22 protein-coding genes and 1 pseudogene are annotated in these 20869 nt (G+C 72.5%); 13 read left to right on the top strand and 10 right to left on the bottom strand.

The window, feature by feature from the left end; translation table 11 throughout:
- Nucleotides 1-38: 38 nt before the first annotated feature.
- Together AC07FT_RS10135 and AC07FT_RS10130 are read left to right on the top strand one after the other, a co-directional pair.
- Nucleotides 39-497, top strand: coding sequence for a cyclic nucleotide-binding domain-containing protein (locus AC07FT_RS10135; RefSeq protein WP_479175521.1), 459 nt, complete (start codon nt 39-41; stop codon nt 495-497).
- A gap of 53 nt (nt 498-550) precedes the next feature.
- Nucleotides 551-1183, top strand: a complete 633-nt coding sequence (locus AC07FT_RS10130; protein WP_471196869.1) for a CBS domain-containing protein — start codon at nt 551-553, stop codon at nt 1181-1183.
- Nucleotides 1184-1263: 80 nt separating this feature from the next.
- Here AC07FT_RS10130 and AC07FT_RS10125 read toward each other — a convergent pair whose 3' ends face one another.
- Nucleotides 1264-1842, bottom strand: a complete 579-nt coding sequence (locus AC07FT_RS10125) for an Rv1733c family protein (RefSeq protein WP_471196552.1) — start codon at nt 1840-1842, stop codon at nt 1264-1266.
- Nucleotides 1843-2061: 219 nt separating this feature from the next.
- Here AC07FT_RS10125 and AC07FT_RS10120 point away from each other — a divergent pair, with 219 nt between their 5' ends.
- Both AC07FT_RS10120 and AC07FT_RS10115 read left to right on the top strand, forming a co-directional pair.
- Nucleotides 2062-2799 carry a response regulator gene (locus AC07FT_RS10120; protein ID WP_479175519.1) on the top strand — a complete coding sequence of 246 codons (738 nt, stop codon included), beginning with the start codon at nt 2062-2064 and terminating at the stop codon, nt 2797-2799.
- Nucleotides 2800-2919: 120 nt separating this feature from the next.
- Entirely contained in the window at nt 2920-3936 is a 1017-nt protein-coding gene (locus AC07FT_RS10115; protein ID WP_479175517.1) for an Acg family FMN-binding oxidoreductase, read from the top strand.
- Nucleotides 3937-3950: 14 nt separating this feature from the next.
- Here the strand turns inward: AC07FT_RS10115 and AC07FT_RS10110 are convergent, their stop codons facing one another.
- Both AC07FT_RS10110 and AC07FT_RS10105 read right to left on the bottom strand, forming a co-directional pair.
- Nucleotides 3951-5663, bottom strand: a complete 1713-nt coding sequence (locus tag AC07FT_RS10110) for a sensor histidine kinase (RefSeq protein WP_479175516.1) — start codon at nt 5661-5663, stop codon at nt 3951-3953.
- A gap of 60 nt (nt 5664-5723) precedes the next feature.
- Nucleotides 5724-6239, bottom strand: a complete 516-nt coding sequence (locus AC07FT_RS10105) for an NUDIX hydrolase (protein ID WP_479175514.1) — start codon at nt 6237-6239, stop codon at nt 5724-5726.
- A 164-nt stretch (nt 6240-6403) separates the two neighbouring features.
- On the opposite strand from AC07FT_RS10105, the gene AC07FT_RS10100 reads away from it, so the two are divergent.
- From AC07FT_RS10100 to AC07FT_RS10080, 5 genes and pseudogenes are all read left to right on the top strand, one after another.
- Nucleotides 6404-6892, top strand: a complete 489-nt coding sequence (locus AC07FT_RS10100; RefSeq protein WP_479175513.1) for a DUF2267 domain-containing protein — start codon at nt 6404-6406, stop codon at nt 6890-6892.
- 33 nt (nt 6893-6925) lie between these two features.
- Nucleotides 6926-7450: a GNAT family N-acetyltransferase gene (locus AC07FT_RS10095; RefSeq protein ID WP_479175511.1), complete on the top strand. Its 525-nt coding sequence runs from the start codon at nt 6926-6928 to the stop codon at nt 7448-7450.
- A gap of 263 nt (nt 7451-7713) precedes the next feature.
- Nucleotides 7714-8361 (top strand): peptide deformylase, encoded by a 648-nt coding sequence (gene def, locus AC07FT_RS10090; RefSeq protein WP_479175509.1) that lies wholly within the window; start codon nt 7714-7716, stop codon nt 8359-8361.
- Between the two features lie 290 nt (nt 8362-8651).
- Entirely contained in the window at nt 8652-9410 is a 759-nt protein-coding gene (locus tag AC07FT_RS10085; RefSeq protein ID WP_479175508.1) for a GNAT family N-acetyltransferase, read from the top strand.
- Between the two features lie 14 nt (nt 9411-9424).
- Nucleotides 9425-9958 (top strand): annotated as a pseudogene (locus AC07FT_RS10080) (lysophospholipid acyltransferase family protein); the annotation flags it as partial.
- Between the two features lie 338 nt (nt 9959-10296).
- Here AC07FT_RS10080 and AC07FT_RS10075 read toward each other — a convergent pair.
- From AC07FT_RS10075 to paaI, 5 genes are all read right to left on the bottom strand, one after another.
- Nucleotides 10297-10659 carry a tetratricopeptide repeat protein gene (locus AC07FT_RS10075; protein WP_479175507.1) on the bottom strand — a complete coding sequence of 121 codons (363 nt, stop codon included), beginning with the start codon at nt 10657-10659 and terminating at the stop codon, nt 10297-10299.
- Nucleotides 10656-11645: a pirin family protein gene (locus AC07FT_RS10070; RefSeq protein WP_479175506.1), complete on the bottom strand. Its 990-nt coding sequence runs from the start codon at nt 11643-11645 to the stop codon at nt 10656-10658. The genes AC07FT_RS10075 and AC07FT_RS10070 overlap by 4 nt, the downstream gene beginning before the upstream one ends.
- Before the next feature lie 144 nt (nt 11646-11789).
- Entirely contained in the window at nt 11790-12371 is a 582-nt protein-coding gene (locus AC07FT_RS10065; RefSeq protein ID WP_479175504.1) for a TetR/AcrR family transcriptional regulator, read from the bottom strand.
- 118 nt (nt 12372-12489) lie between these two features.
- On the bottom strand, nt 12490-13749 hold the full coding sequence (paaK, locus tag AC07FT_RS10060) for a phenylacetate--CoA ligase PaaK (RefSeq protein WP_479175688.1): 1260 nt from the start codon (nt 13747-13749) through the stop codon (nt 12490-12492).
- Nucleotides 13750-13793: 44 nt separating this feature from the next.
- Complete coding sequence (gene paaI / locus AC07FT_RS10055) at nt 13794-14189, bottom strand: hydroxyphenylacetyl-CoA thioesterase PaaI (protein WP_432010947.1); 396 nt, start codon at nt 14187-14189, stop codon at nt 13794-13796.
- 243 nt (nt 14190-14432) lie between these two features.
- Here paaI and AC07FT_RS10050 point away from each other — a divergent pair, with 243 nt between their 5' ends.
- A complete protein-coding gene (locus AC07FT_RS10050) occupies nt 14433-14951 on the top strand; it encodes a hypothetical protein (RefSeq protein ID WP_479175502.1) in 519 nt (172 codons plus the stop codon).
- Between the two features lie 42 nt (nt 14952-14993).
- Here AC07FT_RS10050 and AC07FT_RS10045 read toward each other — a convergent pair whose 3' ends face one another.
- Both AC07FT_RS10045 and AC07FT_RS10040 read right to left on the bottom strand, forming a co-directional pair.
- The gene (locus tag AC07FT_RS10045; protein ID WP_479175500.1) at nt 14994-16433 is read right to left on the bottom strand and encodes an AlkA N-terminal domain-containing protein; all 1440 of its coding nucleotides are present in this window, start codon (nt 16431-16433) and stop codon (nt 14994-14996) included.
- 80 nt (nt 16434-16513) lie between these two features.
- Complete coding sequence (locus AC07FT_RS10040) at nt 16514-17083, bottom strand: hypothetical protein (RefSeq protein WP_479175498.1); 570 nt, start codon at nt 17081-17083, stop codon at nt 16514-16516.
- A gap of 757 nt (nt 17084-17840) precedes the next feature.
- On the opposite strand from AC07FT_RS10040, the gene AC07FT_RS10035 reads away from it, so the two are divergent.
- From AC07FT_RS10035 to AC07FT_RS10025, 3 genes are read left to right on the top strand one after another with little or no spacing between them, the layout of a single operon-like run.
- A complete protein-coding gene (locus AC07FT_RS10035) occupies nt 17841-18413 on the top strand; it encodes a DUF4142 domain-containing protein (protein WP_471196506.1) in 573 nt (190 codons plus the stop codon).
- A gap of 13 nt (nt 18414-18426) precedes the next feature.
- The gene (locus AC07FT_RS10030) at nt 18427-19941 is read left to right on the top strand and encodes a DUF1996 domain-containing protein (protein ID WP_479175497.1); all 1515 of its coding nucleotides are present in this window, start codon (nt 18427-18429) and stop codon (nt 19939-19941) included.
- Nucleotides 19941-20855, top strand: coding sequence for an RNA polymerase sigma factor (locus AC07FT_RS10025; RefSeq protein ID WP_479175495.1), 915 nt, complete (start codon nt 19941-19943; stop codon nt 20853-20855). Before AC07FT_RS10030 ends, AC07FT_RS10025 begins: the two co-directional genes overlap by 1 nt.
- Nucleotides 20856-20869: the final 14 nt, after the last annotated feature.

The following is a 20869-nucleotide window of genomic DNA, read 5'->3' as shown; positions in this document are numbered from 1 at the left end:
GCCACCCGTGACCCGCGCACCTGTGGAAGGGGCCCTTGATGATCACCAGAAACGGGGTGGTGGCCGCCGTACCGCCGGACCACCGCGACCAGTTCGTCCGTCTCGCCCACGAGGTGTCCTTCCCGATGGGCACCCGCATCTTCGAGGAAGGGGGTCTGGCCGACCGCTTCTGGATCATCAGCAGCGGAGGGGTCACCCTCGATGTGCACGTACCGGGGCGGAAGGCACCCATCGTGGCCACCCTGGGCCCCGGTGATCTGCTGGGCTGGTCCTGGCTGATCCCGCCCTGCCGGTGGCACCTGGGCGCGGAGGCGGTCAGCCCGGTGCGGGCCGAGGAGTTCGACGCGGCCACGGTGCGTGCGCTGATCCAGGAGGACCCGGTACTGGGCAACGCCCTGTCCACCTATGTCGCGGGTGTGGTGGGACGGCGGCTGCGCTCGACCCGCAGCCGACTGCTGGACCTCTACGGGCCCCACAGCCACGCGTTCGACGGTTGAGGGACCGAGGGGTGGTCACCGTGCAGCGGGGCTCGCACATCGTCAGTGATGTGATGACGCATACGGTGGTGGCCGTCGGCCGTGAGGCGCCGTTCAAGGAGATCGTCAGAACACTGGAGCAGTGGCGGGTGAGCGCGCTGCCGGTGCTGGAGGGCGAGGGCCGGGTCGTCGGAGTGGTCTCCGAGGCGGATCTGCTGCCGAAGGAGGAGTTCCGGGACAGCGACCCCGCCCGGGTGGCCCAGTTGCGCGATCTGCCGGACGCGGCGAAGGCGGGCGCGGTGACCGCCGAGGAGCTGATGACCGCCCCGGCCATCACGGTGCACGCGGGCGCGACGTTGGCGGAGGCGGCGCGTGTCATGACGCACCAGCGCGTCAAACGGCTGCCGGTGGTCGACGACGAGGGCCGTCTGGAGGGCATCGTCAGCCGTGCCGATCTGCTGAAGGTCTTCCTGCGGCCGGACGAGGACATCGAGGAGGAGGTGCGCCACGAGGTGGTGGCCCATCTCTTCCCGGGCCCGGGCCAGACGGTGCGGGTCAGCGTCAGCGAGGGCGTGGTCACCCTCACCGGGCGGGTCCGGGACGCGGTGCTGGTACCGGCGGCGGCCCGGCTGATCCGGGCGGTCGAGGGCGTGGTGGACTTCGACAACCAGCTGACGACGGCGCCGCCCGCGACCCAGCGGTCGTAGGACGTCCGCAGCGGTCGTAAGGTCAGCCGTCCGCCGGGCATGGTCCGCGCTGCCGTCACAGGCGGCTCCAGCGCGGACTGTCACAGGTGACGGCTCCAGCGCGGTTCGACCTCGGCCCAGGCACGCTCCCACTCCCGTGCCCGCCCGCGGTCCAGCCGCCACCGCACCACACCGCGCCCGGCCAGCGCCACCGCCGCCACACCCGCCGCCGCCGACGCCCCGGCCAGCGAGGCCCGGGTCGCGACCTGCTCCTCGGTGGGCGGGGCGGGGACGAGCCTGCCGCGGCCGTCGACCCACACCGGCGTCGTCGTACCGGCCCGCCGCCCCTCGTGGACCAGGGCGGAGCCGGTCTGCACGGCGCCGTCGGGAGCGGTCCACCGCACATTGGTGCGCACCTGGTCGGTGTCGGTGCCGTCGCCGGTGGGCGGCGCGGCGGGCGCTTGCTCCAGCAGTACCGCGGGCACCCGGTAGCGTTCGGCGCGCTCCTGGCGCAGCGCCTCGTCCACGGCGCTGCCCGCGAGCACACCCGCGGCCGGGCCGCCGACCACCATCACCGCGGTGGTCACCAGCACGACCCACGCCTCGGCCACGTCGGAGCGGCGTCTGAGCGGACTGCGCCGCCAGCGCCACAGCCACCGCCCCCGCACGTTCGTGCCCATGCCGCGACCGTCGCACGCGCGGGAGCCCGGGACGAGGGCCGGGCAGACCCCTGTGCCGGGGGCCTTTCGGTCCCGTCGCCGCTCCCCCGGGGGCCCGTTCGGCCCTGGTGCGGTCCCCGCCGGATGCGCCACGCTCGTCAGCGAGGGGCCGGGCGGACACCGGCCGGGCAGCCGGAGCCGGACAACGGGCGGATACGGACCAGCGGTGCGAGGAGCGCCATGACCGAGACGCGGGAATCCCCGCCGACACCGCACCCCATCAGGGTGTTCCTGCTGGATGACCACGAGGTGGTCCGGCGCGGTCTGCACGACCTGCTGGACGCCGAACCGGATATCGAGGTGGTCGGGGACGCCGGAACGGTCGACCACGCGCTGGCCCGGGGCCCCGCGCTCCGGCCGGACGTGGCCATCCTGGACGTCCGGCTGCCGGACGGGGACGGCATCACGGTCTGCCGTGAGCTGCGTTCCCGGATGCCGGGGCTGGCCTGTCTGATGCTCACCTCGTTCGACGACGACGATGCCCTGCTGGACGCGATCATGGCCGGGGCCGCAGGCTATGTCCTCAAGCAGATCAAGGGCTCCGACCTGGTCTCCGCGGTCCGTACGGTCGCCTCCGGGCAGTCGATGCTCGATCCGGCGACCACCGCCCGGCTGATGAGCGCCCTGCGCGGGGACACCGCTCCGCAGGAGCCCAAGGACGAGGTGATGGCCGGGCTGTCGCCCCGGGAACGGGAGATCCTGGCGCTGATCGGCGAGGGACTGACCAACCGGCAGATCGGCAAACGGCTCTACCTCTCCGAGAAGACGGTCAAGAACCACATCTCCCGGCTGCTGGCCAAACTGGGCGTCGAGCGCCGCATCCAGGCGGCGGTGCTGGCGACCCACTCCTCCCCGGCGGCCCCCGACGACCATACGGCGCGCTCCGCGCCCCAGGCGCCCCATGTGCCCCACGGCTGAGGGCCGGTACGTACCCATAGGTCCCCCCACCGGGACCAACGGCCCCTGCCCCATCCGCTCTCCCGAGCCGCACGCTGACTGCGCGGGGTACCTCCCGCGCCCACCGGCGAGGAGAAGACCATGCAGCCCGCAGTACTCGACGCGGCGATCCTCGAGAAACTGATCTCCGCGGCCGTGGCCGCTCCGTCGATGCACAACACCCAGCCCTGGCGCTACCGGCTGAACCCCGACACCGTCACGCTGGAGGTGCGGGCGGCTCCGGAGCGCGCCCTGCGCGAGGCCGATCCGATGGGGCGGGCCATGAGCGTCTCCGCCGGGGCCGCCGTGTTCAATCTGCGGGTGGCGGTGGCCCACTTCGGCTGGGAGCCGGTGGTCCGGCTGCTGCCGCACCGCTCGCAGCCGGATCTGCTGGCCACGGTGCGGCTGGCCGCGTCGTCCCGTACCCGGCCGCACCCCGCGCACGACCAGCTGTACGACGTGATCTGGCGCCGGCACAGCAGCCGGTTGCCCTTCACCGGGCGCCGGCTGCCCCGTCAGCTGCTGTACCAGCTGGCCGACGCCGCCCGTGAGAACGGCGCCACCCTGCATCTCGCGGGCCCGGAGGAGACCTCCCACCTGCTGCGGCTGACCACCGAGGCCGAACAGCGCAACACCCACGACCCGCGGCGGGTCTCCGAGAGCCGGGAGTGGCTGCGCGACAGCGGTCCGTACGGAATCCCCGCCGCGGCCGTCGGCCCCCAGGACACCGCGCAGCGGATGCCGATGCGGGACTTCCGCGCCGCGGGCACGGGCACCGGCGCCCGGCAGCCGACGGCGCTGTTCGAGAGCCGTCCCACCCTCGCGGTGCTGACCACCGGCCACGACCGTCGGGCGGACTGGCTGCGGGCCGGGCAGGCCCTGGAGCACGTGCTGCTGCTGGCGACCTCGCACGCGGTACGGGCCTCGCTGCTGCACCAGGCGCTGGAGTGGTCGGATCTGCGGTGGGCGCTCAACGACGGCCGCCGGACACCGGGCCATGTGCAGATGCTGATCCGGCTCGGCTACGGGCCGACGGGTCCGGCCACCCCGCGCAGCGGCGCCCATGACGCACTGGACGTCGGCCCGGCGGGCCCGGGCGGTACGGCCGCCGGTCGCTGAACGGGGCCGGCGGCTCAGGGGCTGCGCAGCGGTACGCCCCACACCAGTCGGGTGCCGCCGCCGGTGGGTACCTGGATGTCCAGCCCACCGCCGTACTTCTCGGCGCGCTCGGCCAGGTTGCGCAGTCCGCTGCGCCGTCCGCCCTCCGGGATGCCCACGCCGTTGTCGGTGACGGTCAAGGTCAGCCGCCCGGAGGCGACCACCAGGGAGACCTCCGCGGCCCCGGCCCCCGCGTGCCGGGCGGTGTTCGACAGCGACTCGGCGAGGACCGCGACCATGTCGTCGGCGACCGGACGCGGCACATCGGTGTCGACCAGGCCCTCGGTGCGCAGCGAGGGGGTGAAGCCGAGCGCGGGCACCGCCTCCTCGATGGTCTTGGCGGTGCGGACGCGCAGCCCCTGGACGGCCGGGCCCGCCTCATGGGACCGCAGGCCGAAGATGGTCGACCGGATGATCTTGATGGTGTCGTCGAGGTCGTCCACCACCCGCAGCAGCCGTTCGGAGCCCTCGGGGTGCTGAACGAAGCGCAGGGTGCTCTGCAGTGTCATCCCCGCGGCGAACAGCCGCTGGATGGCCAGGTCGTGCAGATCGCGGGCGATCCGGTCGCGGTCCTCCAGCAGGGCGAGCTGCTCCGCGTCCCGCCGCCGCTCGGCCAGTCTCATGGCGATGGCCGCCTGGCCCGCGAAGCCCAGCAGGGTGTCGGTCTCGATCTGGGTGAAGGGGGCGCTGTGCACCGAACGGGCCAGCGACAGCACCCCGCCCACCCCGTCGCTGGTGCGCATCGGTACCGCGACGGCCGGGCCGAGCCCCTCCCAGCGCCGGGGGCCGACCGTGATCCGCGGATCGTTCTTGACGTCGGTGCTGGTGACCGGCTCGGAGGCGGTGAAGGCGGCCCCGGCGAAGGAGCCCCGGCGGGGCAGCACCAGTCCGCGGTGGGCCTCGGCGTCGGTGCCCGAGGCGAGCGCGACCTGCAGTTCGTCGCTCCCCTCGACGGGCAGCATGAGCACCCCGAGGTCGGCGGCCAGGATCCGCCGGGCGTGGTCGACGATCAGCTCCAGCACGCTGGTCTCGTCCACCCCGGACAGCAGACTGTTGGTGACCTCGGCGTTCGCCTCCAGCCACGCCTGGCGGTGCCGGGCCTCCTCGTACAGCCGGGCGTTCTCGATGGCCACACCCGCGGCGACGGCCAGGGTGGACAGCACCGTCTCGTCCTCGCCGTCGAACTCCTTCCCCCCGCGCTTCTCGGTCAGATACAGATTGCCGAAAACCTCCTCCCGCACCCGGATGGGCACCCCCAGGAACGAGCGCATCGGCGGATGGCCCGGCGGGAAGCCGTACGAGGCGGGGTGCTCGGAGAGCTCGGCCAGCCGCAGCGGCTCGGGGTGGCGGATCAGTTCGCCGAGGATGCCGTGTCCGGCCGGCAGGTCACCGATCGTCTCGATCCGCTCCTTGCCGACGCCCACCGGCAGGAACTCCGCGAGCCGCTGGTCCTCGCCGATGACGCCGAGCGCCCCGTACTCGGCGTCCACCAGGACCACCGCGGCCTCCACGATCCGCCGCAGCACATGGGACAGGTCCAGCTCGCGGCCGACCGAGAGGACGGCTTCCAGCAGGCTGTGCACCCGGTCCTGGGTGCCGCGCACCGCGTCGATGCGGACCTGCAACTCCTCCAGCAGCTCGTCCAGCCGCAGGCGGGGCAGGTACTCCGAACTCCTCGCGCTCTCCATGCCCACCGTGCCTCCGTCGGCTTCAGCGCGCGCGGCGCGGCGTCCCCACGGTCTTCCCCTTCACGGTAGCGGCGCCCCGTTGAGCAGCGCGTCGAGCCGGTCGAGAAAGAGCTCCTGCCTGGCCACGATCTTCGTACGGGCCCGTTCCGGATCCATCCACTCCACCCGGTCGAGCTCCGGGAACTCCCGCATCCGGCCGGATCCCCGGGGCCACTCCATGGTGAAGGTGCCGGGAGTGATCCGGTCCGGGTCGAGATCGCCCGCCAGGGCCCAGACGGTCACCAGCTTGCCGCCGGTCTGCCGGACCGAGCCGAGCGGCAGCAGCTCGCCGCCGGGCGGCGGCATGCCGAGCTCCTCCGCGAACTCCCGTCGCGCGGCGGCCTCCGGGGTCTCCTCCTCGGTGTACTCGCCCTTGGGCACGGACCAGGCGCGTTCGTCCCGGGTGGCCCAGAACGGGCCGCCCATATGGCCGAGCAGCACCTCGACGGCCGGTCCGGCGCCGCGGAACAGCAGGATTCCGGCGCTGCGCCGCCCGGTGCGCCGCTCCGTGCCGTGCTCCGTGCTCTTCTCCGTCACAGTGCCCAGTGTGCGGCCGGAGCGGCCGGGCCGCCGCCCCGTCCGGCCGCACGGCGCCGCCGGAGGCAGCCCGACGGGGCCGGGGCGGATGCTTCGGGGCGGTACCGCTGGGCACTCGGCGCGCAAGCGCGGGCATCGATCGATCCAGGGAGCGCTGATCCACGATGCGCTACGAAGAACTCACCGACCAGGTCCGGACCCGGGCCCGGCTGCCGGACCGGCGGTCGGCCGAGCGGACGGTCCGGGCGACGCTGGAGACCCTCGCCGAACGGATCCCCGGCGGGCTGGCGGCCCATCTGGCGGCCCAGCTCCCGGCCGAGGCGGCGGAGCCGGTGCTCCGGGTGACCGCCTCGGACCGGGGCTCGCCCGAGGAGCGGGCGTACCGGCGCGACCACGGCGAACGCTTCGGCCTCACCGGTTTCGCGGGCCGGATCGCCTGGCGCACCGAGCGCACCGAGGAGGAGGCGCTGCGCGAGGCGAGCGCCTTCTTCGAGGTGCTGGACGCCGCAGTGGATCCGGAGCTGATGGAGAAGGTGTACGGGGTGCTGCCGGGCGACATCCGCGCCCTGCTCCCGGAGGCACGGGCCGATGTCGACGCCCGTGACGACGGCGCCACGGGCGGCGCCGGATCCGCGGACCGCGAAACTCAGTGATCATCCCGGGCCCGCGCGGCGTACGGTGCTGCCATGCCCGAACTCCAGCGCCTCCGGCGCGATCACGCCGCGGCCCTGCTCGCCTTCGAGCGGGAGAACCGCGCCTACTTCGCGCAGTCGATCCCCGACCGCGGTGACGACTACTTCACCGGGTTCGACGCGCGCCATGCCGAGCTGCTCGCCGCACAGGAGGCCGGACTCGACCACTTCCATCTGATCGTGGACTCCGACGGCGAGGTGCTGGGCCGGGTCAATCTGGTCGCCGTGACCGGCGGGACGGCCGAGCTGGGGTACCGGATCGCCGAGCGGGCCACCCGGCAGGGCCTCGCGACCAGCGCCGTCCGGCAGATCTGCGTCCTGGCGGCCACCGCGTACGGACTCACCGCGCTGCGCGCCGAGACCACCCTCGACAACGCCGGGTCACGTGCCGTCCTGACCCGGGCCGGGTTCGTCCCCACCGGGGAGGAGGTCGTCCTCGGCGGCCGGCCCGGGCTGGCCTACGTCCGCGATCTGACGGACGTCCGGGAGGCGGCCGCCCGGGAGACGGGCGCCCCGTAGCGCACCGTCTCCCTCCGCCTCCCGGACGCGAGAAGCCGCCGCCCCGCGGGCACAACGGGGAAAGCACCGCGTGAGCGGCGGCGTCCCGAGTCGGAAGGACCCGGGTGAGCGCACGGGGCGTGGGATTCCCCGGCGTCTCAGGAGTGAGTACGGGCCCCGTCCGCCTCGCGTTCACCGGTCGTGGACGGGGTCACGCCCGGCCGCGGGCAGCCGCCCCGTCCCACACATTGCCGCGGCCTGTCCGGCTTGCCAGGCTGTGCCCTATGCCGACCTCCAGCCTGTCCGAACTCGTCGACGAACTGCTCTGCGGCACCCATCCACTGCCGATCATCTCCGCGGGCGTCCCCGTCCTGCGGCAGCCCGTCCTCCCCTACGAGGGCCAGCTCTCCGCGGACCAGCTCGACCGGCTGCTGCGGGCGATGCGCGACACCATGCACGCCGCGCCCGGTGTGGGCCTGGCCGCCCCGCAGATCGGCGTACCGCTGCGGCTCGCGGTGATCGAGGACCCGGCGGAGGTGACGGCCGAGGTGCGGGAGGCGCGCGGCCGGGTGCCGCAGCCGTACCGCGTCCTGGTCAACCCGTCCTACGAACCCGTGGGCGAGGGCCGGGCGGCGTTCTTCGAGGGGTGTCTGAGCGTTCCCGGCTGGCAGGCCGTGGTCAGCCGCCCCGAGCGGATCCGGCTGCGCGGTCAGGACGAGACGGGGCGCGAGGTGGACGAGGAGTTCGCCGGCTGGCCCGCCCGGATCGTCCAGCACGAGACCGACCACCTCGACGGTGTGCTCTACCTGGACCGTGCCGAGACCCGCTCGCTGGCCTCCGCGCAGGCGGTCACCGACTACTGGTCCCAGCCCACACCGGAGGCGGCGGCCCGTTCGCTGGGCTTCCCGCTGGACGGAACCGGCACGCGCTGACCCGACGGCGGGCGCCTTCCCGCCACCGCACCGCCGTGGCACCGGGCCGACCGCCCGGCTCGCCACGGCATGCGTTCGTCATCGGCTGGCAGTCGCCGAATCACCACGCGGACACTGTGGCGTTCGCCGCCACGGCGAGACTGGGGTCGACGCGAGCGGTGCGGACCGTCTTCCGCACCGCGCCGGGGAGCGGGCCGCTGTCCCCCGCCCTCTCCCTCCTCTCCCCTTTCCCCCTTCTCCTTCCTCTCTCCCGCTGCCGCTCCTGACGTCCCCCTGAACGGAGAACTGGAATGTCCGTGCTCACGACGTCCCCCGTACCGGCGTCCACCAGCTCGTACGTCACCTCCATCGCCCATACCGAGGAGCAGGTCCACGCCGCGCAGCGACTGCGTCACCAGGTGTTCGGCGTGGAGCGGGGAGGCCGGCTGTCCTCGCCCTTCCCAGGACGCGACGTGGACGAGTTCGACGCGCTGATGGACCACCTGATCGTCACGGACACCGCGACGGGCACAGTGGTCGGCACCTACCGGCTGCTCCCCCCGGGCCGCAGCGAACGGCTCTACTCCGACACCGAGTTCGATCTGCGCGGCCTTCCCGAGGAGATCCGCTCCGCCATGGTCGAGGCGGGACGGGCCTGTGTGCACCCCGACCACCGCTCGGGCGCCGTGATCAATCTGATGTGGGCCGGACTGGCCCGTTACGTCCTGCTGTCCGGCCACCGCTACCTCGCGGGCTGTGCCTCGGTCCCGCTGGCCGACGGCGGACAGGCCGCGGCCAACGCCTGGCTGCTGGGCACCACCCGGCACGCCGCCCCCGCCGAGCTGCGGGTGCATCCGCTCGACCCGTGGGTACCGGACCGGCCGCTGGACACCGAGCCGAGCTACGCCGGACTGCCGCCGCTGCTCCGCGGCTATCTGCGGGTCGGTGCCTGGATGTGCGGCTCCCCACAGCACGACCGGAGCTTCGATGACGCCGACTTCTTCGTCCTGCTGGACACCGAGCGGATGAACGACCGCTACCGCCGCTACTTCCTGGGCGAGCCCAGGTGACCGTCACGGCACCGATGGGCGCACCGGCGCACGCGTGGAGCGTGTGGTCTCCGTGCGGCCCGGACTGTGTCGCCCACGCCGCCGGCCGGACCCCCGCCGTCCGCGCCCTGCGGCGCACCGCCGCCTTCGGCCGGGCGCTGGTCGGCGCGGTGGCGCGGGGTGAGCGGATCGCCGAACCGGAGACGCTGCGCTCCCACGCCACCGGGCTGCTCACCGCGCTGGGCATACGGCTGGAGGTGGCGGGCGACCCCGCCCTCGGCGCACCGGGCCCGACCGGCACCCTCGTCGTCGCCAATCACATCTCCTGGCTGGACATCGTGGCGCTGCTGGCCGTGGAGCCGGTGGTCATGCTGGCCAAACGGGAGGTGGCGGACTGGACGGTGGTCGGCCCGCTGGCGGAGCGGGCCGGGACGGTGTTCATCGACCGGGCCGGACTGCGCCAACTTCCCGGTACCGTACGGGAGATCACGCACCTGCTGCGCGCGGGCCGGTCGGTGGTGGTCTTCCCCCAGGGCGTCACCTGGTGTGCCGGCCCGGGCGGGGACTTCCGCCGCGCCACCTTCCAGGCGGCGCTCGACGCGGGCGCGCCGGTGCGTCCGGTGGCCCTGGAGTACCTCCAGCACGGGGCCCCGTCCACGGTGGCGGCCTTCGTCGGCGAGGACGACTTCGGCAGTTCACTGCGCCGGGTGCTGCGCGCGGACGGGCTGACCATCCGGGTGCGCAACCACCGGCCGCTGCTGCCCGTACCGGGGGGGGGACGACCGCCGTACGCTCGCCGCGCGGGCGCGGGCCAGGGTGTGCGGAACGGGGCCGGCCCGGCACGGCTGACCGCGCCGTCCGGCCCCGGGCCGGTCCCCGGGACCGAACGGTGCGGGGCGGTGCCGGGTCAGTCCGCCGTGGCCGCGGCCTCCCCGCGGAACGCATCCGCCAGCCGCAGCGCTCCGGCCGCTTCCCCGTCCCGTCCCTGCCGCTGCAGAGTGCGGCCCAGCATCAGATGGGCGTACGCCTCGACCGGATCGCGGGCGATCACCGCACGCAACTGCTCCTCGGCGCGGGCGAGTTGGGCGGAGTGGTAGTAGGCGCGGGCCAGCAGCAGCCGCGGGGCGATCTGCTCCGGCTCGTCCTCGACCACGGTGGCGAGGATACGGGCGGCCTCGGTGTACTCCTTCGCCTCGAAGAACAGCCCGGCGCGTGCCCAGCGTTCGGCCAGGGTCTCCTCGGGGACGTACGCGGTGGGGTGCGCGGTCATACGTGCTCCTCTCCGGACGCGGTGTGCGGAACGCGCCCGGCGGGGACGACCCCGAGGCGGCCGCTGCGGAAGTCGTCGACGGCCTGGGCGATCTCCGCCTTGGTGTTCATCACGAAGGGTCCGTAGTGCGCGACGGGCTCGCGGATCGGCCGCCCGCCGAGGATCAGGACGTCGAGGTCGGGGGTACGGGCGTCGGGTCGGTCGGTGGCGGCCACGCTGAGCGCTCCACCCTGGCCGAGGACGGCGAGCTGATGCGCATCCAGCGGACGGTTCTCGGCGCCGACCGTGCCCCGCCCGGACAGCGAGTAGACCAGCGCGTTGAAGTCGGGGCGCCAGGGCAGGTCGAGCCGGGCACCCGGGCTGAGCGTGGCATGGATCATGGTGATCGGGGTGAAGGTGCCGCCCGGCCCCTCATGGCCCGCCATCTCACCGGCGATCACCCGCACCAGCGCACCGCCGTCGGGCGAGGACAGCAGCGCGGCCGCACGGCCCTCGATGCTCTGGTACCGCGGCGGATTCCACTTGTTGGCGCGGGGGAGGTTCACCCACAGCTGGATACCGTGGAACAGCCCGCCGGACACCACCAGGTGCTCCGGCGGCGCCTCGATGTGGAGGATCCCGCCACCGGCGGTCATCCACTGGGTGGCGCCGTCGGCGATCAGACCGCCGCCGCCGTTGGAGTCCTGGTGTTCCATCTGGCCGTCGATCATGTAGGTGACGGTCTCGAAGCCCCGGTGGGGGTGCCAGGGGGTGCCCTTGGGCTCACCGGGCGCGTACTCCACCTCGCCCATCTGGTCCATGTGGATGAAGGGATCGAGATCGCGCAGCGAGGCGCCCGCGAAGGCCCGGTACACCGGGAAGCCCTCCCCCTCGAAGCCCTGCGGGGCGCCGGTCACGGACCGGACCGGACGGGCCGGGGCGGTCTGCGGATCGGGGGTGGGGACGCGGGGCAGTTCCAGTGTGTTGGCGACGGTCACGGCGGGCATGACGCTCTCCTCCTGGCGGACGGCGGCCGGCCGGCCAGGACGGCCGACCCTGAGACATCTAGTTGAACAGTGAACTATCTGCCTTCATTCCCGCCCCACCGGGTTCACCGCCCGTGAGCTCCGCTCACCCGGAAGTAACCGACATCACCCCGGAGCGACGGCCCGGCGGTCCGCGGCCGACGCCTCCAGCAGCACCCGCGCCGCCTCCCGCGCCTCCCGGGCGGGCTCGGCCGACCCGCGGATGGCGGCCGCGGCCATGGCCCCCTCGGCGAGCAGCGCCACCTGCCCGGCGAGAACCGCGGGCCGCCCGGCATCCGCCACCAGACGGCCCAGGTACGCCCGGAACGCCTCCTTGTGCGCACGCGCGGCCTCCGCCACCGCGGGGGTGGTGGCGCCCAGCTCACCGAAGGAGTTGATGAAACCGCACCCCCGGAAGTCCGGTTCGGCGAACCAGCCGTGCAGCCAGCCGAAGACCGCCAGGATGCGCGCCCCCGGGTCCTCCTCGGCCTCCACATGGCGGGCCAGCGCCTCCCGCCAGCGGATGTCGCGCCGCCTCAGATACGCCTCGACCAGCTCACCCTTGGACGGAAAGAGCTGGTAGAGACGTTTGAGGGAGACCTGTGAGGCGTTCCGGATCTCATCCATGCCCACGCTCTGCACCCCGCGGCCGTAGAACAGCGCCTCCGCGGCGTCGAGCACACGAGCCCTGGCCGGCTCCTGGTCCATCACGGGTCACCCCCACCTGAGAACTGTCGTTCTCATACGGTACCGCGCACCCCGGACCGGTCCGCCGGGCGCGCACCCCTCGCGCCCGGCGGCACCTCTCCCCTCATCCGGACCGTCTTCAGCCCTCGCGCAGGTCCTTCACCCGGCGGATCTTGCCCACCGAGCGCTCCAGGGTCTCCGGATCCACGACCGCGACCTCGGCCGTGACCCCGACGCCGTCCTTGATCCCCCGGGCGATCGTCGCGGCGGCGGCCTCGCGCTGTTCACCACCGGTTCCCGGGCGGGCCTCGACGCGGACCGTCATCCGGTCCATCCGGCCGGCCCGGGTCAGCTCCACCTGGAAGTGCGGCGCCACCGCCGGGACCCGCAGCACGATCTCCTCGATCTGGCTGGGGAAGACGTTCACCCCGCGCACGATGAGCATGTCGTCGCAGCGGCCGGTGATCTTCTGGATGCGGCGGAAGGCCGGACGGGCGGTACCGGGCAGCAGCCGGGTGAGATCCCGGGTGCGGTAGCGGATGACCGGCAGCGCCTCCTTGGTGAGGGTGGTGAAGGCGAGCTCGCCCTCCTCGCCGCCGGGCATCACCTCACCGGTGAACGGATCGACGACCTCCGGGTAGAAGTGGTCCTCCCACACATGCAGACCGTCCTTGGTCTCCACACACTCCTGCGCCACCCCGGGCCCGATCACCTCGGAGAGCCCATATATGTCCACCGCGTGGATGTCCATGCGGTCCTCGATCTCGCGGCGCATCTCCTCGGTCCACGGCTCGGCGCCGAACACCCCGACCCGCAGGGAGGTGGTCCGCGGATCCACGCCCTGGCGCTCGAACTCATCGAGGAGCGTGAGCATATAGGAGGGCGTGATCATGATGATCTCGGGTGCGAAGTCCTGGATGATCTGCACCTGACGCGCGGTCATGCCGCCGGAGGCGGGGATGACCGTACAGCCGAGCCGCTCCGCCCCGTAGTGCGCGCCCAGCCCTCCGGTGAACAGGCCGTAGCCGTAGGAGACATGGACCTTGTGGCCGGGACGGCCGCCCGCCGCGCGCAGCGAACGGGCCACCACATCCGCCCACATCGACAGGTCGTTCTCGGTGTAGCCGACGACGGTGGGTCTGCCGGTGGTGCCGCTGGAGGCGTGGACGCGGCGCACTTCGCCCTGGTCCACGGCGAACATCCCGAAGGGATAGGTGTCCCGCAGATCGGCCTTGGTGGTGAAGGGGAACCGGGCCAGGTCCTCCAGGGTGCGGCAGTCCTCCGGAACCACTCCGGCCGCGCGGAACTTCTCGCGGTACAGCTCCACGTTGTCGTACGCGTGGCGCAAGGTGGCGCGCAGCCGGGTCAGCTGGAGGTCCCTCAGCTCCGCGCGGCCCATCCGCTCGGCGGCGTCCAGCAGTTCGGGGGGTGGCGGGGTGCCGGTCACGGTCCCTCCCCCGGCTCGGTGGCACGGCGGGCGAGGGTGCGGCTGCGGCCCCGGAACTCGGCGATCACCTCGTCGCCGCGGCGCACCGTCACGTCGTAGACACCGCTGCGCCCGTAGCGGGTGCGCTCCTCGGCAGTGGCCTCCAGCACATCGCCCTCACGGGCGGGGGCGACGAAGGTGATGTCGGCACCGGCGGCGAGGGTCACCGGACCGTGGCTGTTGCACGCGCACGCGAACGCCGTGTCCGCGAGCAGGAAGACGTAACCGCCGTGGGCGATGCCGTGTCCGTTCACCATCGAGGCGGTCACGGTCATCCCGAGCACCGCCGAACCGTCGCCGGTCTTCAGCAGTTCGATACCCAGCCCGCGGGACGCCCGGTCCGCGGCGAACATCTCCTCCACCGGACCGACGGCCGCGTATCCGGAGCCTGTCACCTGGTTCTCCACCGCCTTCAGATACCGACCGAACATTCGGTCTCCGCCAGAGTGCGCACCAGTAATCCAGCATCCGCCCTGGCTGTCAAGGGTTCGCGCATCGCGCCGCCGGGACGCTGAACGATCCGCCCGGCGCGGCCGTATCCGTGGGTGTCACGCCTCGCCGCCACCAGTTCCGGACACGCCACGAGAGGGCCCCTCATGGACGCTTCCCCCCACCCGGTCCGCACCGCCACCACCGGGCCGGGGCGCGCCCGCTCCCGCCCCGGCCCGCGTCTGACGCCGGTGGTGGCGGCGGTGTGCGGAGTGCTCACGGTCGCGGGGTGCGGTGGCGACGGTGCGGGTGACGCCACCGCGGAGACCGGACGGCGCGGCGCGGACCGGCCGAGCGCCACCGCGAAGGCCACACCGAGACCGGCGACGGTGGAGAAGCTGGCCTCGGCCGTCGGCTGCAAGCCGAAGTTCACCGTGGACGTCGACGACTACCGCCAGGCGGTGTGCGAGACCTCCCGCGGCAAATACCTCCTCCTGGACTTCGTCAAGGCCAAAGGGCAGCGCGACTGGCTGGAGACGGCGCAGATGTACGGCGGGGTGTACCTCATCGGCAATCGCTGGGTGCTCTCGTCGTCCCCGCGGAAGAACATGGAGGAGCTGCGCGAACGGTTCGGCGGCACCATCGAGGACACCACCTCGCACGGCGCCTCCCCCGGCGGGCGGTGAGCACCGGGCGGTGAGCACACGGCCGCGCCGCCCGGGAAACGCTCAGCCCGCGGCCCCCAGGTGGTGGGTGGCGTACGAGCGCCACGGCCGCCACCGCGCGGCGGCCTCCGGGGCCACCTCCGTGCCCGGTGGCAGGAGCAGCACATCGGGATCACCCAGCGCGCGCATCCTGATGTACCCGGCGGTGCGCGGTCCGATGCCGTCGAGGTTGAGCAGTTCCTTCTCCGCCTGGTCGCGGTCGGCCCCGGCGTCCAGTGGCACGGTGCCGTCGGCGAGCGCGGTGACCAGCGCGCGCAGCGCCGCACGCCGTGGCGCGGAGGGGACCGGCTCCTCCAGCGTGGCCCCGGCCAGGGTGTCGGTGCCGGGGAAGAGATGGGTGAGTCCTCCGCTGGGCGTCGCCAGCGGCTGCCCGTACGCGCTGACGAGCGCGGCGCCGTGGGCCCGCGCCTCCTCGGCCGGGAGCCGTCCGCCGAGGACGGCGCGGACGGCCAGTTCCTGCGGATCGGCGGCGCCCGGGGAACGCAGCCCCGGCCGGGCGGCCACCAGGGGCGCCAACAGCGGATCGGCCCCGAGGTGTTCGGCCACCGCGTACGGATCGGCGTCGAGGTCGAACAGCCGCCGCATCCGCTGGGTGGCCGTGGTCAGATCGCGCAGCTCCGTCAGACACAGCCGGCACTCCAGCCAGCCGTCACCGGGGCGCTCGTCGACCTCGGCGACGCCATGGCCGTGCGGCAGCCGCAGGGTGCGCCGGTAGGTGCGGGCGCCCCATTCGCCGACCACCTCCTCCACCCCGGCGACGGCGTGCCGCGCGAGCTGGTCGAACAACGCGGCCGCGGCGTACGGTCCACGGAAGGCCAGCCGCAGGGGCACCCCGCCGTAGAACGACCGCGGCGCCACCGGGCCGAACCGTGAGGAGTGGCCGGGCCGGGCCTCGCGCAGCCCGGTCGGGGTGATGGCGTAGATCTCCTTGATGGTGTCGTTGAACTGCCGCACACTCGCGAACCCCGCCGCGAACGCGATCTCCGCGACCTGCATCCGCGTGGTCTGAAGAAGGATCCGGGCGGTGTGGGCGCGCTGCGCGCGGGCGAGCGCGATCGGTCCGGCGCCCAGTTCCGCGTTGAGCTGCCGCTGCACCTGGCGCGGGCTGTAGCCCAGCCGGTGGGCCAGCCCCGCCACGCCCTCGCGGTCCACCACTCCGTCACCGATCATCCGTATCGCGCGGCCGACCACATCGGCGCGGGTGTTCCACGCGGCCGAGCCCGGTACGGCGTCGGGGCGGCAGCGGCGGCACGCCCGGAACCCCTCGCCCTGCGCGGCCGCCGCCGTGGGGAAGAAACGCACGTTCTTCCGCCGGGGCGTGGTCGCGGGACAGCTGGGACGGCAGTAGATACCGGTCGTGGCCACGGCGAAGAAGAACTCACCGTCGAACCGCGCGTCCCGGCCACGCACCGCCTCGTACTTACCGTCTGCCGTGGTCACCATTCCACTGTGCCCCGGTCCGGGGCATGGCGCTGGCGGAAAACGGACATGGCGTTCGCCGCTGTCCACCACCGCCGCGGCGGTCAGGACACATGCGACAGCCGGTCGGCCCGCTCCCTGAGTTCCCGCTCGGTGCGCAGCCCCTTGCGGAGCATCAGCAGCAGTGCGGTCACCAGCAGGGTGAAGAACACGATCGGCGCCAGCAGGGCGGGGGCACCGGCGTTCACCGCGTGCACCGCCATGACGGCGATACCGAACACCATCACCACCAGGACCGCGATCAGCTTGGGGAGATTGCGCTCGCCCCGGATCATCTCGGCGTGGTTCCGGGCGGCGCGGGCGCTCAGTCCGTGGAACGCCGGGTGCTGGGCGACCACCTCGACCGGGGTGCCGGGGGCCAGCGCCTCCTGACCCGCCGCCGGGTCGGGGTCCGGTACGAAGACCCGGTACCGGACGGCCTTCTGTCCCCGGGTGCGCAGATAGCGGTAGCCGAAGGCGGTGGCCAGGTACACGGCGTCGTCCGGAGGCAGTTTGACGTTGGAGATCTCCACTCGCGGGCTGCCGTCGAAGAGTGGGGCACACCGTCCCCAGCGCTCCTGGCGCACCCGCCGCTTCTGATCCGAGACGGGTTCACGCCGCTCGCCCCCGGCCATGTGCCGCTCCTCACCGTTGTGCCCGGCCTTCCGGCCGCCTGTGCGCGGCACAGGCTACCTCCGGGACGAACGGGGGAACGCACCAGGTCAGGGACGGGTGACACAACGGGCCGCCGTAGGGCCGAACGGAACGTGCTGGACGCGGTGTTGGAGCCGTTCCGGGCCCCGGGAACCACTCGCCTGTCCCCTTTCTTTTATAGTCGCCGATTTACGGGGGAGCCGGGGCAGTCCGGACGGGTCCGCGGGAGGCGGGCGCCGTCGGGGTGAACCGGACACGCAGGTCCGCTCCGCGCATACGGACCGGACCATCACTCCACCCTGAACACACACGGCCTTTCTCAAGAGACTCGGTCACTTCGGACGCGTGGAGCGGGCCAGGGGGGAGCGGACCCCGGCCCGCGGGGGTAACGGTTCGAAGATCGATGTCGCTGTTCGCATCACGGATGTCCTTCGGACGGGAGCGGCTTCTCCCAGTCGTACGGACGGCAGCGGCGATGTGCTCAACGCGCCGGAGAAAAATTTCCGGGGCCGCCATGGACGTGGCGGCCGGAGGTCGACCGCGCAGGGTACCAGTCGGTAACGATGGTTGTCCCGGGTTTATTCGTTAGTGATGAGGTCTCCACGTCCGGGCCACACCAGGCACTAGCGTCCGGTGTCACTCCGAAGCAAGGAGGGCGCTGTGCGATCAACATTCGTCAGCAGATCCATCGCATCCAGCCGAACCATCGGCACAGGTCTCATCATTGGGGCACTCGCCATGACACTCGCGGCGATCCTCATCCCCGTGCAGCTGTTCGGTGAGAGCAGCGCCGCATCGTCACTGCCGCCCGGCGTCATTGACGACGGTGGCGGCACGGTCAGCACCCAGTACGGGCCGCTCACCGCCCTGGACCGGGACTTCGTCCGCAAGGTGAAGCTCGCCGGCCTCTGGGAGCTGCCCTCCGGCCGGGAAGCCCAGGAGCGCGGCACCAAGGACTCCGTGAAGACCGCGGGTGAGCACCTCATCGAGGGCCACACCGAGCTCGACCGCCGCGCCAACGAGGTGGGACGGGCGCTGGGTATCGATCTGCCCAACCAGCCCAATGAGCAGCAGCAGGGCTGGCTCGACCAGATGAACAACGCCCCGAGCAGCGCCGAGTTCGAGCGGCTGTTCGCGAACCTGCTACGCGCCGCACACGGGAAGGTGTTCTCGCTCGTCGCCCAGATCCGGGCCCAGAGCCGGAACTCCATGGTGCGATCACTGGCCACCAGGGCCAACACCATCGTTCTCGACCACATCACGGTCCTCGAGGACACCGGGCTCGTCGACTTCGACGCCCTCAACGACTAAGTGAAGTGATCTCATGAGGCAACAAACCCACAAACGCGGCAGGTTCACGAACAAGACCGTCGCAATCGTCGCCGCACTGGCACTGGGCGGAGGCGGGGCCGCGATCATCGCGGCGAACGCGTCCGCCAGCGGCGACAACAACGACTCCGGCGAGAACCGCACGGTGGCCGCAGGATCGTGGACCATCAGCTGCCCCGACGTGGGCCAGCAGCTGTCGTCCGTACCGAGCGGCGCGCGCCCCGAGGTCGACAAGAACCTCGCCGAACTCGACTCCCAGGTGGCCAAGGCCTACCAGCAGATGTCCGAGGGCGAGGGCTCCAACGACACGGTGCTCTCCTCGCTGGAACAGCAGCGGGGCGAGACCATCGACAACATCGGGAACGCCATCGACCAGGACGGCCAGCGCCCCGATGACCTGGACTCGATGAGCAACTGCCAGATGCAGCAGGTCGACAACGGCGGTGACCAGAACGACCAGCAGGGCGACGGCCAGCAGCAGGACGACGGCCAGAACGACCAGCAGGACGGCGGTCAGCAGCAGGACGACGGCCAGCAGGGCGGCGACCAGCAAGGTGGCGACCAGCAGGGTGGTGAGGGCGCCAACGACGTGCCCGGCAACGCCGGTGGCCAGGCGGGCAACGGCCCGTCGCAGGACGACTTCGTGGACATCACCCAGGTGCAGCCGAACGCCCAGGGCGACGACGGGCAGGGCCAGCAGCAGGGCGGTTCGAACGGCACCTTCACCTCGGAGTGCGGGGTCGGTGAGGCGAACCTGCGCAACAGCGACAACGTGATCGTCGCGCCGGGTGTGGGCAACGGCGCGCACCACATGCACGACTACGTGGGCAACGACGGCAACGACGCGTTCGCCAACAACCAGACCTTCGAGCAGGCCGGGACCTCCTGCAACAACGGCGACAAGTCGACCTATTACTGGCCGGTGGTGCGCGCACAGGACGGTCAGGACGAAGCGGACGCCAATGACCTCGGCGGTGGCCAGGAGGGTAACGTCGGGACCATCCTGACGCCCAAGAGCTCCACCATCGAGTTCCAGGGCAACCCGCAGAGCGAGGTCGTGGCGATGCCGAAGTTCCTGCGCATCATCACCGGTGACGCCAAGGCGTTCACCAACGGTGACAAGAACGCCAACGCCTCCTGGAGCTGCACCGGCTTCGAGGACCGGCAGCTGACCGACAAGTACCCGCTCTGCCCCGAGGGCAGCTCGGTGACGCGCACCTTCGACTTCCAGAGCTGCTGGGACGGCCAGAACATCGACAGCGCCAACCACCGGGATCACGTGGCCTTCGCAGGCGAGGACGGCTCCTGCCCCAACGGGTTCAAGGCCATTCCCAAGCTGGTGAACACCATCACCTACGATGTACCGCCGAACACCCCGTTCGCCGTGGACGGCTTCCCCGAGCAGTTGCACAAGCCCATCACCGACCACGACGACTTCATCAACGTCATGCCGGACGACCTGATGAGCAAGGCGGTGGACTGCATCAACAGCGGCCAAAAGTGCAATTGATGAACGAGAACCCCGAGGCGCGCGTCGGCCACCAGGCCGGCGCGCGCCGCGCTGCGACCTCTCACGGGGCGGCCGACGAGCCGTCGGACCAGCAGGGCGTGGAACATCCCGATGTGGCGGGCCCCGGACATACCGACCGACCGGTCCGCTCGCTCTCCGACCCGGAACTGACCCGGTTGCTCCTGGAGGGCTATCGCTCGGGCACCACCAGCCCGGCCGCGGGCGAGATCCTCTACCGCCGCCATCACGCGGCCACGCTGTCGTATGCGCGGACCTGCTGCCGCGCCCTCGATGACGCGGAGGATCTGGCGTCCGAGGCGTTCATCCGCACCTTCCAGGCGGTACGGGCCGGTGGCGGACCGCGCGGGCCCTGGCGGCCGTATCTGCTGACCGTGGTGCGTCACACCGCGGTCGAGTGGAGCGCCGGGGAACGGCAGATCCTGCTCACGGCCGACTTCGAGTCATGGCGCCAGCTCGCGCCCTCGGCCGACCCCCAGCAGCACCTGGTGGCCAGGGAGAACCGCCAGTTGCTCGTCCGCAGTTTCCGCAGACTGCCCGAGCGCTGGCAGACCGTGCTGTGGCTGACCCTCGTCGAGGACGATACTCCGCACCAGGTGGCCGGCATACTGGGGATTTCCCCCAGTGGTGTCACCTCGCTCGCCTTCCGGGCCCGGGAGGGGCTGCGCGAGTCCTACCTCCAGGCACATCTGGAGTCCGCCCGGGACGACCGGTGCCGCCACTTCAGCGCGATGATCGGCGCCTCGGTGCGCCGTGGCGGCGTCCGCGGCCATGCGCTCGCGCACCACCTCGCGTCCTGCGCCTTCTGCGCCCACGCGTACGGCGAACTGCTCGGGCTCAACGCCGCGATGCGCACCGCCGCCCCGGCCCAGGCGCCCGCGGCCGCCCGGCGCTGACCTGCCCGGACACC

The organism is Streptomyces sp. NPDC045899 (genome assembly GCF_056431485.1).
This window is presented reverse-complemented; position numbering and strand designations above follow the sequence as displayed.